Source organism: Limimaricola cinnabarinus LL-001 (assembly GCF_000466965.1).
GTDB classification, from domain to species: Bacteria; Pseudomonadota; Alphaproteobacteria; order Rhodobacterales; family Rhodobacteraceae; genus Limimaricola; species Limimaricola cinnabarinus.
Genome location: NZ_BATB01000067.1, coordinates 1 through 14,070, shown reverse-complemented (window position 1 = coordinate 14,070; position 14,070 = coordinate 1). Strand labels below are relative to the sequence as shown.

16 protein-coding genes are annotated in these 14,070 nt (G+C 67.1%); 9 read left to right on the top strand and 7 right to left on the bottom strand.

Annotated elements, in window-relative coordinates; translation table 11 throughout:
• The 4 genes from MBELCI_RS16030 to purU form a co-directional block, all read left to right on the top strand.
• Positions 1 to 1,625 (top strand): glycine cleavage T C-terminal barrel domain-containing protein (locus MBELCI_RS16030; RefSeq protein WP_045320343.1); only part of this gene is annotated, 1,625 nt, incomplete at its 5' end.
• Positions 1,626 to 1,682: 57 nt separating this feature from the next.
• Positions 1,683 to 2,195, top strand: a complete 513-nt coding sequence (locus MBELCI_RS16025; protein ID WP_021695291.1) for a sarcosine oxidase subunit gamma — start codon at positions 1,683 to 1,685, stop codon at positions 2,193 to 2,195.
• Positions 2,196 to 2,256: 61 nt separating this feature from the next.
• Positions 2,257 to 3,657 (top strand): L-serine ammonia-lyase, encoded by a 1,401-nt coding sequence (locus MBELCI_RS16020; protein WP_021695290.1) that lies wholly within the window; start codon positions 2,257 to 2,259, stop codon positions 3,655 to 3,657.
• 4 nt (positions 3,658 to 3,661) lie between these two features.
• Positions 3,662 to 4,546, top strand: coding sequence for a formyltetrahydrofolate deformylase (purU, locus tag MBELCI_RS16015; protein WP_021695289.1), 885 nt, complete (start codon positions 3,662 to 3,664; stop codon positions 4,544 to 4,546).
• Positions 4,547 to 4,601: 55 nt separating this feature from the next.
• Here purU and MBELCI_RS16010 read toward each other — a convergent pair whose 3' ends face one another.
• The 6 genes from MBELCI_RS16010 to MBELCI_RS15995 are packed head-to-tail and all read right to left on the bottom strand — an operon-like array spanning position 4,602 to position 8,717.
• On the bottom strand, positions 4,602 to 5,555 hold the full coding sequence (locus tag MBELCI_RS16010) for a GlxA family transcriptional regulator (protein WP_045320342.1): 954 nt from the start codon (positions 5,553 to 5,555) through the stop codon (positions 4,602 to 4,604).
• Positions 5,556 to 5,615: 60 nt separating this feature from the next.
• The gene (locus MBELCI_RS22385; protein ID WP_268744201.1) at positions 5,616 to 5,840 is read right to left on the bottom strand and encodes a glycine betaine ABC transporter substrate-binding protein; all 225 of its coding nucleotides are present in this window, start codon (positions 5,838 to 5,840) and stop codon (positions 5,616 to 5,618) included.
• Positions 5,759 to 6,346, bottom strand: a complete 588-nt coding sequence (gene proX, locus MBELCI_RS16005) for a glycine betaine/L-proline ABC transporter substrate-binding protein ProX (RefSeq protein WP_268744202.1) — start codon at positions 6,344 to 6,346, stop codon at positions 5,759 to 5,761. The genes MBELCI_RS22385 and proX overlap by 82 nt, the downstream gene beginning before the upstream one ends.
• The gene (locus tag MBELCI_RS21975) at positions 6,247 to 6,609 is read right to left on the bottom strand and encodes a type 2 periplasmic-binding domain-containing protein (RefSeq protein WP_021695285.1); all 363 of its coding nucleotides are present in this window, start codon (positions 6,607 to 6,609) and stop codon (positions 6,247 to 6,249) included. The genes proX and MBELCI_RS21975 overlap by 100 nt, the downstream gene beginning before the upstream one ends.
• Before the next feature lie 21 nt (positions 6,610 to 6,630).
• Positions 6,631 to 7,623: an ABC transporter permease gene (locus tag MBELCI_RS16000; RefSeq protein WP_021695284.1), complete on the bottom strand. Its 993-nt coding sequence runs from the start codon at positions 7,621 to 7,623 to the stop codon at positions 6,631 to 6,633.
• A 14-nt stretch (positions 7,624 to 7,637) separates the two neighbouring features.
• On the bottom strand, positions 7,638 to 8,717 hold the full coding sequence (locus MBELCI_RS15995) for a quaternary amine ABC transporter ATP-binding protein (RefSeq protein ID WP_021695283.1): 1,080 nt from the start codon (positions 8,715 to 8,717) through the stop codon (positions 7,638 to 7,640).
• Between the two features lie 129 nt (positions 8,718 to 8,846).
• Between MBELCI_RS15995 and MBELCI_RS15990 the strand changes: the two genes are divergently transcribed.
• The 5 genes from MBELCI_RS15990 to MBELCI_RS15975 are packed head-to-tail and all read left to right on the top strand — an operon-like array spanning position 8,847 to position 13,318.
• Entirely contained in the window at positions 8,847 to 9,569 is a 723-nt protein-coding gene (locus MBELCI_RS15990; protein WP_021695282.1) for a GntR family transcriptional regulator, read from the top strand.
• Complete coding sequence (locus MBELCI_RS15985) at positions 9,566 to 10,489, top strand: dihydrodipicolinate synthase family protein (RefSeq protein ID WP_021695281.1); 924 nt, start codon at positions 9,566 to 9,568, stop codon at positions 10,487 to 10,489. The genes MBELCI_RS15990 and MBELCI_RS15985 overlap by 4 nt, the downstream gene beginning before the upstream one ends.
• The gene (locus tag MBELCI_RS15980; protein WP_045320341.1) at positions 10,486 to 11,982 is read left to right on the top strand and encodes an aldehyde dehydrogenase; all 1,497 of its coding nucleotides are present in this window, start codon (positions 10,486 to 10,488) and stop codon (positions 11,980 to 11,982) included. Before MBELCI_RS15985 ends, MBELCI_RS15980 begins: the two co-directional genes overlap by 4 nt.
• Positions 11,979 to 12,293, top strand: coding sequence for an FAD-dependent oxidoreductase (locus MBELCI_RS22760; RefSeq protein ID WP_369385476.1), 315 nt, complete (start codon positions 11,979 to 11,981; stop codon positions 12,291 to 12,293). The genes MBELCI_RS15980 and MBELCI_RS22760 overlap by 4 nt, the downstream gene beginning before the upstream one ends.
• On the top strand, positions 12,290 to 13,318 hold the full coding sequence (locus MBELCI_RS15975; RefSeq protein WP_369385475.1) for an NAD(P)/FAD-dependent oxidoreductase: 1,029 nt from the start codon (positions 12,290 to 12,292) through the stop codon (positions 13,316 to 13,318). Before MBELCI_RS22760 ends, MBELCI_RS15975 begins: the two co-directional genes overlap by 4 nt.
• A gap of 252 nt (positions 13,319 to 13,570) precedes the next feature.
• On the opposite strand, the gene MBELCI_RS15970 is transcribed toward MBELCI_RS15975, so the two are convergent.
• Positions 13,571 to 14,070 (bottom strand): enolase C-terminal domain-like protein (locus MBELCI_RS15970; RefSeq protein WP_305068696.1); only part of this gene is annotated, 500 nt, incomplete at its 5' end.

The following is a 14,070-nucleotide window of genomic DNA, read 5'->3' as shown; positions in this document are numbered from 1 at the left end:
GGCGCGGCGTCTGGGTTATGGCGGCGGCGGCTGTCGGACGGCGCGGCGGTGGGGCCGAGGCGGCGCGGGCACTGGGTAAGGAGGCGCAGGCGTCGGATATTGCCGTGGCGCAGGACCGGGCCGGGACGGGCGAAAGCCACAAGGAGTTGCCCACCGACCGCCGCTCGTCCCGCGTGCGCGCCTTCATCGATTTCCAGAACGACGTGACGGCCAAGGACATCCGCCTCGCGGTGCGCGAGGGCATGCGCTCGATCGAGCATGTCAAACGCTACACCACCAACGGCATGGCGACCGATCAGGGCAAGATGTCGAACATCAACGGGTTGATGATCGCCGCCGACGCGGTGGGCAAACCCCCGCCCGAGGTCGGGCTGACGACCTTCCGCCCGCCCTATACGCCGACGACCTTCGGCGCGTTTGCGGGCTATCACCGGGGCGCCACCTTCGAGGTGACGCGGCGCACGCCGATCGACCCTTGGGCCGAGGCGAATGGCGCGGTGTTCGAGCCGGTCTCGCTCTGGCGGCGGGCATGGTATTTTCCGCAGGCGGGCGAGGACATGGAGGCGGCGGTGGCGCGCGAATGCCTCGCGACCCGTGCCTCGGCCGGCATCTTCGACGCCTCGACGCTGGGCAAGATCGAGGTGGCGGGGCCCGACGCGGTCGAATTCATGAACCGGATGTACACCAACCCGTGGACCAAGCTCGCGCCGGGGCGCTGCCGCTATGGCGTGCTGTTGGGTGAGGACGGCTATATCCGCGATGACGGGGTGATCGGGCGGCTGTCGAATGACCTGTTCCACGTCACCACCACCACGGGCGGCGCGCCGCGGGTGCTGAACATGATGGAGGATTACCTCCAGACCGAGTGGCCCGATCTCGACGTCTGGCTCACCTCCACCACTGAGCAATGGGCGACCGTGGCGCTCAACGGTCCGAACGCGCGAAAGGTGCTCGAAGGGCTGGTCGAGGGCGTCGACATCTCGGCCGAGGCGATGCCGCACATGTCGGTGGCCGAGTGCCGGGTGGCGGGGTTTCCGGCGCGCCTGTTCCGGCTGAGCTTCACCGGCGAGTTGGGCTTTGAGATCAACGTGCCTGCAAGGCATGGGCTGGCGCTGTGGGAGGCGCTGATACAGGCCGGCGCGCCCCACGACATCTGCGCCTATGGCACCGAGGCGATGCATGTGTTGCGTGCCGAAAAGGGCTTCATCATCATCGGGCAGGACACCGACGGCACGGTGGCCCCCGAGGACGCGAATCTCGGCTGGGCGATCGGCAAGAAGAAGCCCGATTTCGTCGGCAAGCGCAGCCTCGCGCGGCCCGACCTCGTGGCGAAGGGACGCCGCCAGCTCGTTGGCCTCATGACCGAGGACGGCAAGGTGAAGCTGGAGGAGGGCGCGCAGATCGTGCTCGACCCCGATCAGCCCCTGCCGATGAAGATGGTGGGGCACGTCACCTCGTCCTATCATAGCGCCACGCTGGGCCGCTCCATCGCCATGGCGCTGATCGAGGGCGGGCACGAGCGTGAGGGCGAGACGGTGCATGTGCCGATGCCGGACGGCGTGGTGCGGGCCAAGATCACCTCGACCGCCTTCTACGATCCCGATGGCGACCGGCTGAAGCTGTGAAAGGGCAGGACATGACCCACCAGACGCATGATTTCCGGGAGACCGACACGACCGCCGATGCCGCCGGGCCTCTGCGGATCGAGGAACTGGCCCCGGTGGCGCGGTTCTCGCTCAGGTGCGCGGCGCGAACGCGGCGACGCTGGGCCGGGCGCTCGGGCTCGAGCTGCCTGGCGCGGTCGGTCGGACGCGCGGGCCGGCGACCGCACGGCGCTGTGCCTCGGCCCGGACGAATGGCTGATCCACGCGCCCGAAGCCGAGCGCGACGCCATCGTCGAGGCCGGGGCGGCGGCCTATGCGTCCGCGCCGCACGCGCTGGTCGAGATCTCGGACCGCGAGATCAGTTATGCCGTCAGCGGCCCGGCGGCGCGGGAGCTTCTCACCATCGCCTGCCCGCGCGATCTCGACCGGCTGGCCACGGGGCGGGCTATGCGCACGGTGTTCGACACCGCGCAGGTGGTGCTGTGGCGCGACGGCGAGGACGCCTTTCGCCTCGATGTCTGGCGCAGCTTCGCGCCGCATGTCCGCGCGCTTCTGGAAACCGGGCGCGCGGAGATCGCCGCCGGGTTCTGAGCCGCCCGGCATCGGCGTCTTGCCGGGCCGCGACCTTGGCCCCCATTCGGGAGGAATCCGGATGTTCGTTTCGGTGTTCGAGATCTTCAAGCGCGGCATCGGGCCGTCCTCGTCGCACACGATGGGGCCGATGGTCGCCGCCGCGCGGTTTCTCGACGATCTGCGCGGCGGGGCCGAGCGCATCCCCGGCGCGGGCGAGGTGGCCTCGATCCGGGTGTCGCTGCATGGCAGCCTCGCCTTCACCGGCAAGGGCCACGCCACCGACCGCGCGGTGATCCTCGGGCTTTTGGGACAGCGCCCCGAAACCCTCGACCCCGAGGCCGCCGAGGCGATGATCGCAGGGCTGCGCGAGAGCCGGGTGCTGCGGCATGAGGGCCTGCCGCCGCTCGGCTTCGATCCCGAGGCCGATCTGGCGTTCGATTACGGCCCGGCGCTGCCGCTTCATGCCAACGGCATGATCTTTCGCGCCTTCGACCGGCTTGGGAACCCGTTCCTGACCACCACCTATTACTCGGTCGGCGGCGGTTTCGTGCAGACCGAGGCCGAGATGGTGGCCGCGCGCGACGCGCCGGATGACGCAGCCGAGCCGTCGCATGTCCCCTATCCGTTTCGCACCGCGCGCGAGATGCTGGAGATGGGCGCGCGGTCGGGCCTGACCATCGCGGCGATGAAGCGCGCCAACGAGGCGGCGCGCGGCACGGCGGCCCTCGATGCGCAGCTCGACGCGCTGTCGGAGACGATGAACGCCTGCATCGACCGGGGGCTGTCACAGGAGGGCGTCCTGCCCGGCGGCCTCAAGGTGAAGCGGCGGGCGAGGGCGATCCACGCGGCCCTAATGGCCGAACGGCAAAGCAACCGCCCGGCGCCGCATGTCGCGAACGAATGGATGAGCGTCTATGCCATGGCGGTGAACGAGGAGAACGCCGCCGGCGGCCGCGTCGTCACCGCGCCGACCAACGGGGCGGCGGGCACGGTGCCGGCGGTGCTGCGCTACTGGCTCGATCATTGCGACGGGGTGAGCGACGCGCGACGCCGCGACTTCCTTCTCACCGCCGCTGCGATCGGCGGGATCATCAAGACCAACGCCTCGATTTCGGGGGCGGAAGTGGGCTGCCAGGGCGAGGTCGGCTCGGCGGCGGCGATGGCGGCGGCGGGGCTCGCGGCGGCGATGGGCGGGACCAACGCGCAGATCGAGAACGCGGCCGAGATCGCGCTCGAGCATCACTTGGGCATGACCTGCGATCCGGCGGGCGGTCTCGTGCAGGTGCCCTGCATCGAGCGCAACGCGCTTGGCGCGATCAAGGCGGTCTCGGCGGCGGCGCTGGCGCTGCGCGGCGACGGCACGCATTTCATGCCGCTCGACAACTGCATCAAGGTGATGCTGGAGACCGGCCGCGACATGAGCACGAAGTACAAGGAAACATCCACCGGCGGCATCGCCGTCAACCTGCCGGAGTGCTGAGACCATGACCCAATTGATCATCACCGGAGCCGGTCCGACCCGCCGTGGCCTCATCTCGGCCGTTTCGGGCTGCATGACCGAGCAGGGTTGCAACATCCTCGATTGCGCCCAGTTCAACGACGAGGAAACGGGGCGGTTCTTCCTGCGCATGGTGGTGCGCTGCGAAACCGGGACGACCCTTCGTGACCTGCAGGCCGCGCTCGACCGTATCGTTCCGGACACCGGTCTGTCGCTCGAGGTGCATGACGGCGCCGCCAAGACCCGGCTCGTCATCATGGTCTCGAAGTTCGGCCATTGCCTGAACGACCTGCTCTACCGCTGGCGGATCGGGGCGCTGCCCGTCGAGATCGTCGGCGTGATCTCGAACCACCCGGACTACGAGGCGACGGTGACGGGCCACGGCCTGCCGTTCCACCACATCCCCGTCACGCCCGAGACCAAGACCGCCGCCGAAGCGCGCCAGCTCGCGGTCGTCGAGGAGGCGGGGGCCGATCTGGTGGTTCTCGCACGTTACATGCAGGTGCTCTCGGACGGGCTGTGCGCGCATATGGCGGGGCGGATCATCAACATCCACCATTCCTTCCTGCCCTCGTTCAAGGGGGCCGTGCCCTACAAGCAGGCGCATGCGCGCGGCGTGAAGCTGATCGGGGCGACGGCGCATTACGTGACCGCCGATCTCGACGAGGGGCCGATCGTTGAGCAGGACACGGTGCGCGTCACCCATGCGCAGAGCGCCGAGGACTTCGTGGCGCTTGGTCGCGACGTCGAGGCGCAGGTGCTGTCGCGCGCGATCCACGCCCATGCCGACCGCCGGACCTTTCTCAACCGCGGCAAGACGGTGATCTTTCCGGCCTCGCCCGGCGCCTTCGCCTCCGAGCGGATGGGCTGAGCGCGCCGCGTCCCGACCCAGATGCGGCGGGACGTCTGCCGCATCCTGTTCGCGTCTAGGCCAGGCGGTGGCGTTGCATCATCGGCGTGACGCCGAAGGCGGTGCGGTAGACACGCGAGAAATGGCCCGGGCTTTCGAACCCGCAGGCCACGGCGACATCGATGATCGACATTTCGGTCTGAACGAGAAGGTGGCGCGCCCGCTCGAGGCGCATCTCCATGTAGTATTTCTTGGGCGACGTATTGAGATATTTGCCGAAGAGACGCTCCAGCTGCCGCGCCGAGATTCCGAGCTCCTTCGCGATGAGGGTCGGCGACACCGGCTGGTCCATGCTGCCCTTCATCCGCAGGATCGCGGCCGAAAGATGCCGGTTTCGCATGCCGTTTCGGGACTGGAGCGAGACCTTCTGGGCGGCGGTGGCTTCGCGGACGGCGTTGTAGACCATCTGGTCGGCCACCGCGACCGACAGCTCATGCCCGTGATCTTCCGAGATCAGGTGCAGCATGAGGTCGGCGGTGGCGGTGCCGCCCGAAGCGGTGGGATGCCGCGCATCGGCGACGAAGACGTTGCGAAGCAGGTTCACCTCCGGAAATTCCTCGATGAAGCCGTCGTGATACTCCCAGTGGATGGCGGCCTCCCGGCCGTTGAGGAAGCCGCCCCGCGCAAGGATCCAGCTGCCCGAGCACAGCGCGCCGATCCGGGTCTCTTTGAAGCGATCCATCCGCCTCAGCGCCGCGAGCAGTTCGGGGTGATCGCCGGTCTGCATGTTGATGCCAGACAGCACGAAGAGGCGATCGCAATCGGGCAGGCTGTCGAAGCGGTGCTGGACCTGAACGCAGGTGTCGTCCGAACTCCGGGCCGTGACGCCGTCAAGCGAGGCATAGGTCCAGCGATAGAGCGGTCGTCCCGAGATCAGGTTCGCGATCCGCAGCGGATCGACCGCGCAGGCGAAAGCGACATGGGTGAAATCCTCGACCAGGGCGAAGATGACGTGTTGCGTGGCTGTCATGATGCCAAAGCCCACGGGTGACATGCCGCGCGGCGCTCGGGCCCCGCGGCATGGCCTGTCTTATCGGGCTGCGGCGCGGGCCGCTTCGAGCCAGCTGTCATATTCCGCCCGATGCTCTTCGATCCAGGCCGCGACATGGGTGTCGATGTCCTCGGAGCTGTCTTCGCCTTCGGTCATCAGCTTGTTCTGGGCCGAGATGTCGTTCACGTCGAGCTTCGCCGCCTCGAACAGCGCCGCCGCCGCGGGGTTCTCATCGAGGAAGGCGTCCGAGGCCAGAACGAACATCTCATCCGGCTGAAGCCGATGTTCATGCCATTGTATTCGGTGTTCGCCTCGACCCCGTCGGGAAGCGAGGTGTAGGGCACGCTCAGCCATTCCACGTCCTCGCCCGGAACCAGCGTCCCGGAGACCCAGTAGGGGGTCCAGGTGAAATAGAGGATCGGATCGCCGTTGCCGTGGCGGGCGATGGTGTCGGCCATGAGCGCGTTATAGGCGCCCTGGTTGTGGGTGACGGTGTCGCGCAGACCGTATTCGGTCATGTGGTGCTCGATGATGCGCTCGCAGCCCCAGCCGGGGACGCAGCCCGCCAGATCGGCCATGCCGTCGCCGTCGCCGTCGAACCGGGCCGCGACCTCGGAATCCTGCAGATCGGCGATATCGGTCACGCCCGCCTCATAGGACGCCTTGTCGATCAGATAGCCCTGCACCATGCCTTCGACGAAAGGACCGACACGCTCGAGGACATCCTCGCCGCCGGACTCCTCGAAGAAGGCTGATGCAGCGTGCCCCAGTGGATCGGGTAGAAATCGGCGTCGCCGGTGCCCACGGCCAGATGCGCGGTCTGGATCTCGGTCTCCAGGGGCTCGGCCACCTCGTAGCCGAGATCCGCGAGCGCCTGGAACAGGATGCGGCTTTGGAAATATTCTTCGGCGATCAGGCCGACCACCGGGCGGACGGTGACGCCTTCGCCCGGCATCTCCTGCGCCGTAGCGGTGCCGGCGAGGGCGGTCGTCGCGGCGAGGGTGGCGAGGATCTTGCTTGCACGGTTGAACATGTGTGGACTTCCCTGTTGCGTTCAGTTCGACTGGACTTCTGTTCGGGGCGCCGCCGAAACCGGCGGGGTCGTCTCGTTCCTGGCGCGGGTCAGTCGCCATGCGAGACCGACGGGACCGCTCTGCCACCAGTGACGCTGCCCGCGTTCGCGGCCCGACTGCCCCATGCCCTGCGAGATCCGGTCGAGCACGACCGCGAGGATCACGATTCCCAGGCCCCCGACGATCGCCTTGCCGGCATCGAGGCGGCCCATGGCGCGCAGCACCTCGTTGCCCAGGCCCTTGACCGAGATCATCGAGGCGATGACCACCATCGAGAGCGACAGCATGATCGTCTGGTTCACCCCCGCGAGGATGGTCGGCGTGGCGAGGGGCAGCTCCACCTTGAGGAGGATCTGGCGCGGGCTCGCGCCGAAGGCGCGCGCGGCCTCGACCACCGAAGGGTTCACGCCACGGATGCCGAGCGAGGTCAGGCGGATCAGCGGCGGCAGCGCGAAGACGATCGTCACGATCACACCCGAGACGTTGCCGATGCCCACCAGCATCACCACCGGCACGAGATAGACGAAGGCCGGAATGGTCTGCATCAGATCGAGAACCGGCCGCAGCAGCCGCTCGAAGCCGTCGCTCTTGGCGGCGAGGATGCCCAGTGGCAGGCCGATCACGAAGCAGGCCGTCACCGCCGAGATCACGATGGCCAGCGTGGTCATCGCGAGCGACCAGGCGTTGGGATCGAGAAGGCCCAGGGCGAAGAGGCAAAGGCCGACCAGGATCGCGGTGCGCCGCCCGGCCGCCTGCCAGGCGATCAGCGTGATCAGCGCCAGCATGACCAGCGGCGGCACGGCATTGAGCGCGCCGTCGATGGCGGTGACGATGTCGTTGAACACCGCCTTGATCGGCTGGATCAGGTCACGGTTGGCGATGGCCCATTGCTTGATCCCGCCGGCGCTGTCGGCGATGCCGAGATCGATCGAGGAGAATGGGTCGAGAATGTTGAAGGTCGTGTCTTCGTCCATGATCGGGTCCTCGTTCAGGCGGCGCTGGCAGCAGGGGCGGTGTCGCCCTTGATGCCACGCAGCAGGGCGTTCTTGGTCACCACGCCGAGCGGCCTGCCGTCGAGTTTGACCACGATGGGATGCTGCGTGGCGATCGACAGATCGACCAGCTGGTCGAGCGACTGGTTCGGGTGGGCCTCGGGCCAGGCGTCGAAGTCGATCGGCCCGTCGCGCCGGGTATAGGCGTCGATCGGTTCCATGATCTTGCCCGCCGAGATCAGATCGAGCTTGGAGATCCCGGCCACGAAATCGGCGACATAATCGTCGGCGGGGTTGGTCACGATGTCCTCGGGCGTGCCGATCTGCACCAGCACCCCGTCCTTCATGATCGCGATGCGGTCGCCGATGCGGATCGCCTCGTCGAGATCATGGGTGATGAACAGCGTGGTCTTCTTCATCTCGGCCGAGAGTGACATGAACTTGTCCTGAAGCTGGCGGCGGATCAGCGGGTCGAGCGCCGAGAAGGGCTCGTCCATCAAGAGGATCGCCGGATCGGCGGCGATGGCGCGAGCCAGCCCCACACGCTGTTGCATGCCGCCCGACAGCTCGTCGGGATACTTGTCCTCCCAGCCGTTCAGCTCGACCGCGCGGATCGCGCGCAGCGCGGTCTGGGTGCGCTCGCGGACGTCGTGACCGCGCACCTCCTGGCTGAAGGCGACGTTCTCGAGCACGGTGCGGTGCGGCATCAAGGCCATGTTCTGGAACACCATGCCGATTTTTTCGGCCCGGGTCCGGCGCAGCTCTCGCGCCGAGAGGGCGTTGACGTCCTGACCCTCGATGTAGATCGAGCCGGCGGTCGGTTCGATCAGCCGGTTGATGTGTCGGATCAGCGTCGATTTGCCCGAGCCCGACAGGCCCATGATGCAGAAGATCTCACCGCGGCCGACATCGAAGCTGGCGTCGCAGACCCCGACGACACAGTCGTAGCGGTCGCGGATCTCCTCCTTTGACAGCCCCTTTGATCTGACGGCGTCCAACGCCTCCGACGCGCGGGCGCCGAAGATCTTCCACACGCCATCGCAGCGGATGACCGGGTCATCGGATTTATGGATCATGACGTCCTCCCTCGAATTCAAACTACATGAAGCTATATTGTAGACAAGTTGTATTTTATGAGACTACACAAGATATGAAGAACGTTGTCCCATCCCTGACTGCGCGTTGGTCATTTCGGAGGCAGAATCATGAGTGAAAGACCGATCAGCAGGAAAGTCCGGTGCGTCGAAGACCTGCGGCGGCGCATCCTGACGCAGGATTTCGAGCCCGGCAGCTATCTCGAGGAGGTCGAGCTGGCGGAATCATACGAGATCTCGCGGCCGCCCTTGCGCGAGGTGCTGAACCAGCTGGCCGGCGAGGGCTATCTCGTCCTGCACAAGAACCGCGGCGCGCAGGTCGCGCCGATGACGCACAAGACCATGCGCAACTTCTTCATGGCCGCGCCGATGATCTACGCGGCCGTGTCCCGCCTTGCCGCCGAGCATGCCACCGAGGGCCAGATCATGCGCCTCAAGGATGCGCAGACCCTGTTTCGACGCTCGATCCGCGAGGGTGACACCGCCGAGCGCGCCATGATGAACGAGCGTTTCCACGCGATCATCGGCGAAATGGCCGACAACGAATTCCTGAGCCCGAGCCTGCGGCGCCTGCTGATCGACCATACGCGGATCGGCATGTCCTTCTACAACCCGCGCAACCACGCGATGGCCCAGCAGCGCTCCGTCGCGGCGGATCAGCACGACCGGTTCATCGAACTGATCGAGAAGGGCGACGTCGAGGCCTGCGGCCAGCTCGCCATCGATCACTGGGAGCTGTCGCGGGCCGAGATCGAAAGCTTTGTCACCCCAGATGGAATGCGCATCCCGCTCGGCCACGCGCCAGGCGAACAGCGCCAGAAAGGAGCCTCATGAAGTTCGAAGGCATCTATACGCCGGTCATCACGCCGCACCGGTCCGATGGCGGCATCGATCACGACGCCTTGGCTGCGCAGATCGAACATCTGATCGCAGCGGGCGTGCATGGGCTGATCAATGGCGGCTCCACGGGCGAATACTATGCCCAAAGCCTCGATGAGCGCCGCGAGACCGCCAGCTTCGTGAAGGACGTGATCGGCGACCGGGTGGCGCTGATGGTCGGCACGGTGGCGATCCGCCTGCCGGATTCGATCGCCATGGCCGAACACGCCGCCCAAATCGGCGCCGATGCGATTCTGGTCGGATCGCCGCCCTATTCGGTGCCGACCGAGCGCGAGAACGCGCTGAACGCGCTGACCATCGACCGGGCCGCCGATCTGCCGATCATGCTCTACAACTATCCCGGCCGGATGGGCATCGACATGGGCGAGGAGTTCCTCGACCGGGTCGGGCGCAGCCGCAATGTCTGCGCCATCAAGGAAAGCTCGGGCGACATCAACCGGGTGCATCTGCTCGCCCGCGACTATCCGCACATCCAGCTGTCCTGCGGCATGGACGATCAGGCGCTCGAATTCTTTGCCTGGGGCGCGCGGAGCTGGGTCTGCGCCGGATCGAATTTTCTGCCCGAGGAGCATATCGCGCTGTGGCGCGCCTGCGCGGTCGAGGGGGATTTCGAGAAGGGGCGACGGATCATGTCGGCGATGATGCCCTTGATGCGTGTGCTCGAACAAGGCGGCAAGTTCATTCAATGCGTCAAGCATGGCTGCGAAATGATGGGCCAACATGCCGGGCCGCCGCGCCCGCCGCTCAGGCCGCTCGACAAGGATGACAAGCGGCAGCTCGAACAGGTGGTGCGCGTGCTGAAACGTACCATGGCCGCGATCGAGGCCGGATCTCATGCGGAGGCAGCGGAATGAGCGATCTTTTGACGACCGAGGAATACAAGGCCATCGCGGCGGCGCTGACGCTGCCGACCCAAGCCTTCGTCGATGGCGGCTTCCGCCCGGCCAAATCGGGCAGCACCTTCGACAGCCTGAACCCGGCGACGGGCGCGGTGCTGGCCAGGGTGACGGCCTGCGGCGCCGAGGATGTGGATTTCGCGGTCGAGAAGGCGCGCGAGTCGTTCGAGGACGGCCGCTGGTCGCGCCTGCATCCCGGCGATCGCAAGGAGGTGCTGATCCGGCTCGCTAAGCTGCTCAAGCGCAACGCCCGCGAACTTGCGGTGATGGAGAGCCTCGATTCCGGCAAGACGATCTATGATTGCGAGACGGTCGATGTCCCCGAGACGATCCACTGCCTGACATGGCACGCCGAGCTGATCGACAAGATCTATGATCAGGTCGCCCCGGCCTCGGACGATCACCTCGCCATGGTGGTGCGCGAGCCGGTCGGCGTGGTGGGGCTCGTGCTGCCGTGGAATTTCCCGCTGCTGATGCTGGCATGGAAGATCGGCCCGGCGCTGGCCGCCGGCTGCTCGGTGATCGTCAAGCCGGCCGAGGAGACCTCTCTCACCGCGCTGCGGCTGGCCGAACTGGCGATGGAGGCGGGGCTTCCGGCGGGCGTTCTCAACGTGCTGCCCGGATCGGGGCCGGAGGTGGGCGAGCCGCTGGGCCGGCACATGGATGTCGATGCGCTGAGCTTCACCGGTTCGACCGAGACCGGTCGCCGCTTCCTGCGCTACGCGGCCGAGTCGAACCTCAAGGAGGTGACGCTCGAAATGGGCGGCAAGAACCCCGCCGTGGTGCTCGATGACGCCGAGAACCTCGACCGGGTCGCCGCGCATGTGGTGAATGGCGCGTTCTGGAACATGGGCGAGAACTGTTCGGCGGCATCGCGGCTGATCGTCGAGAAGGGCGTCAAGGACGCGCTTCTCGAGCGGATCGCGGCGCATGTCCGTGAATGGCCGATGGGGGATCCGCTCGATCCGGCGAACCGGGTCGGGGCGCTGGTCTCGACGGCGCATTTCGACAAGGTCGCCTCCTATCTCGAAAAGGGCGCCAGGATCCTGATCGGCGGCAGGGCCGAGGGCGGCTTCGTCGAGCCGACGGTGATCGAGGTCGCGCGCGATGCACCGCAGGCGCGCGAGGAAATCTTCGGCCCCGTGCTGTCGGTGCTTACCGTCGACGGCTTCGACGAGGCCATCGCCTTGGCCAACGACACCGAATACGGATTGGCCGCCTCGATCTTCACCGCCAACGTCAAGCGGGCGATCCGCGGCGCGAGGACGATTCGCGCGGGCACGGTCACGGTCAACAGCTTTGGCGAAGGCGACATCTCGACGCCCTTCGGCGGGTTCAAGTCGAGTGGCTTCGGCGGTCGCGACAACGGCATCCATGCCCATGATCAGTATACCCAGATCAAGACCATCTGGATCGATCTGTCGGATGATGCGAACGAGGCGGTGAATTGAAGCACCTCCGGGTCAACCGACTTCCGGCGCTTCCGGGGCCGGCGGCCTGGAACCTGCTTCTCGGCCCCGCGCCCGTGCATGCGCCGTTGGAGGGCGCGTGCACGGCCGACATCGTGATCGTCGGCGCGGGCTTTGCCGGTCTTTCGGCGGCGCGTCGGGCGCGGCAGATCGAACCTGGGGCGCGCATCATCGTGCTCGAGGCGGAGCGCATCGCCGAAAGCTCGGCGGGGCGCAACTCGGGTTTCATGATCGACCTGCCGCATGAGCTGACGTCGGACGACTACGCGGCGCCGGCGACGACAGGACCGTGATCGCCTTGAACCGACAGGCCATCGGCTTTGCCGATGCGGCGGTCGCGGAGTATCAGATCAACGCCAACTACTTCGACCGTGCCGGCAAGCTGAACGGCGCGGCCAGCGATGCGGCGCATGCCCATAACGAAAGCTACGCGGCCCATCTCGCTTCGCTGGGCGAAAGCTGCGAGCTGCTCGACCGGCAAGCGATGAAGGCCCTGACAGGGTCGGGGCACTACCGCTCCGGTCTCTACACGCCCGGCACGGTGATGCTGCAGCCCGCGGGCTATATCCGCGGTCTCGCCGCGGGTCTCGTCCGCGAGGGCGTGCGCCTGCACGAGACGAGCCCGGTGACGGCGCTCACGCGCGAGAGCGATGCGTGGCGGGTGGAGACGCCAGGCGGGCGGATCAGCGCCGGTCGGGTGATCCTGACCGTCAACGGCCATCTCGAAAGCTTCGGCTTCGAAAGGGGCCGACTGATGCAGCTCTTTCTCTACGCGGTGATGACACCGGAGCTGGACCGCGATGCGCTGACGCGGCTCGGAGGGCGGAACCGCTGGGGCATCACGCCATCCGACCCGATGGGCACGACCGTGCGGCGCATCGACACCGGGCAGGGGGGCAACCGGATCGTCACCCGGACCTGCGCGACGCTGGCACCGGGCCGCAGGATCGGTCCCGGCCATGTCGCCCGGGCGGCGCGGATCATGCAAAAGAAGTTCGACAGCCGGTTTCCGCAGCTTGCCGGCATGAAGATGGAACATGCCTGGGCCGGGCATCTGTGCCTTACGCTCAACGGCGTCTCGGTGATGCGCAGGCTCGATGACGGTCTCTATTCGGGCTGCGTCCAGAACGGGCTCGGGACCACGCGCGGCACGCTGACGGGGATCGGCGCGGCCGAGCTTGCCTGCGGCATGGCGAGCGACATCACCCGGCATTTCACGGCGGAGGCGCGTCCGAAACGGCTGCCGCCGCAGCCGTTCCAGCAGATCGGCGCCAATGCCGTGCTGCGTTACAAGGAATGGTCCGCGCGCGACGAGTGAGACGCGCGCGGCCTCCTGCTGCTGTCCGGTGCGAACGACGGGAACGATGCCCCCGCTGCGCAGGTTACCCCGAACTTGAGCCCGAACCCGTGCCGAACCGGCCCGAGCCGATATATTCGGTGGCAGTCAACGCCCCGAGCCACTTCGAGCGTCATCCTTGCGCTTCAGGCCGAATGGATCGGTGCCCCCAAGCAGGTTTCGTCGGGTGTGATGCCAAGTCCGGGGCCGGTGGGCCGGGCGATGTGGCCGCGATCAATCGTGATGCCGTTCTCCGGGTCGTAGTGGCCCTCGATATACGGCGCGGCCAGCCACGCGCTCCTGGCGGTCGGGCGCGACGGTGGACGCCATATGGGTGCAGGCCGCGGCGATGATGTCGCCGCCCCAAGCGTCGTCGCAGGTATGCGGCAGGTTGCGCGCGGCGCACAGATCGCGGAAGGCCCGCATCGGGTGCAGCCCGCCGATACGGGTGATCTTCATGCCGAACCCGTCCACGAGCCCGGTTCCGGCGGCCATGATCGCGATGTCGAGACTGGTGCCGTTCTCGTCGAGATAGAGGGCATGGCGGCACAACGGGCGGATCTTGCGAAGGTCGTCCAGCGTGGCGCAGGGTTGCTCCATGACGAAGGGGATGTCGGGACATTCGCGGCTGATGCGCAGCGCGTCGCGGGTGGTCCAGGCCCGGTTGCCGTCGGCGGCGAGCCGCATGCCGCTGCCCCGGATCGCCTCCCAGACCTTGCGCAGGGCCTCCGATG

Bases quoted from the DNA above. Each gene is read 5' to 3' on its own strand.
- MBELCI_RS16025 (WP_021695291.1), top strand. From the start codon at position 1,683: ATGCCGCCGGGCCTCTGCGGATCGAGGAACTGGCCCCGGTGGCGCGGT.
- MBELCI_RS16020 (WP_021695290.1), top strand. From the start codon at position 2,257: ATGTTCGTTTCGGTGTTCGAGATCTTCAAGCGCGGCATCGGGCCGTCC.
- purU (WP_021695289.1), top strand. From the start codon at position 3,662: ATGACCCAATTGATCATCACCGGAGCCGGTCCGACCCGCCGTGGCCTC.
- MBELCI_RS16010 (WP_045320342.1), bottom strand. From the start codon at position 5,555: ATGACAGCCACGCAACACGTCATCTTCGCCCTGGTCGAGGATTTCACC.
- MBELCI_RS22385 (WP_268744201.1), bottom strand. From the start codon at position 5,840: ATGTTCGTTCTGGCCTCGGACGCCTTCCTCGATGAGAACCCCGCGGCG.
- MBELCI_RS21975 (WP_021695285.1), bottom strand. From the start codon at position 6,609: ATGTTCAACCGTGCAAGCAAGATCCTCGCCACCCTCGCCGCGACGACC.
- MBELCI_RS16000 (WP_021695284.1), bottom strand. From the start codon at position 7,623: ATGGACGAAGACACGACCTTCAACATTCTCGACCCATTCTCCTCGATC.
- MBELCI_RS15995 (WP_021695283.1), bottom strand. From the start codon at position 8,717: ATGATCCATAAATCCGATGACCCGGTCATCCGCTGCGATGGCGTGTGG.
- MBELCI_RS15990 (WP_021695282.1), top strand. From the start codon at position 8,847: ATGAGTGAAAGACCGATCAGCAGGAAAGTCCGGTGCGTCGAAGACCTG.
- MBELCI_RS15985 (WP_021695281.1), top strand. From the start codon at position 9,566: ATGAAGTTCGAAGGCATCTATACGCCGGTCATCACGCCGCACCGGTCC.
- MBELCI_RS15980 (WP_045320341.1), top strand. From the start codon at position 10,486: ATGAGCGATCTTTTGACGACCGAGGAATACAAGGCCATCGCGGCGGCG.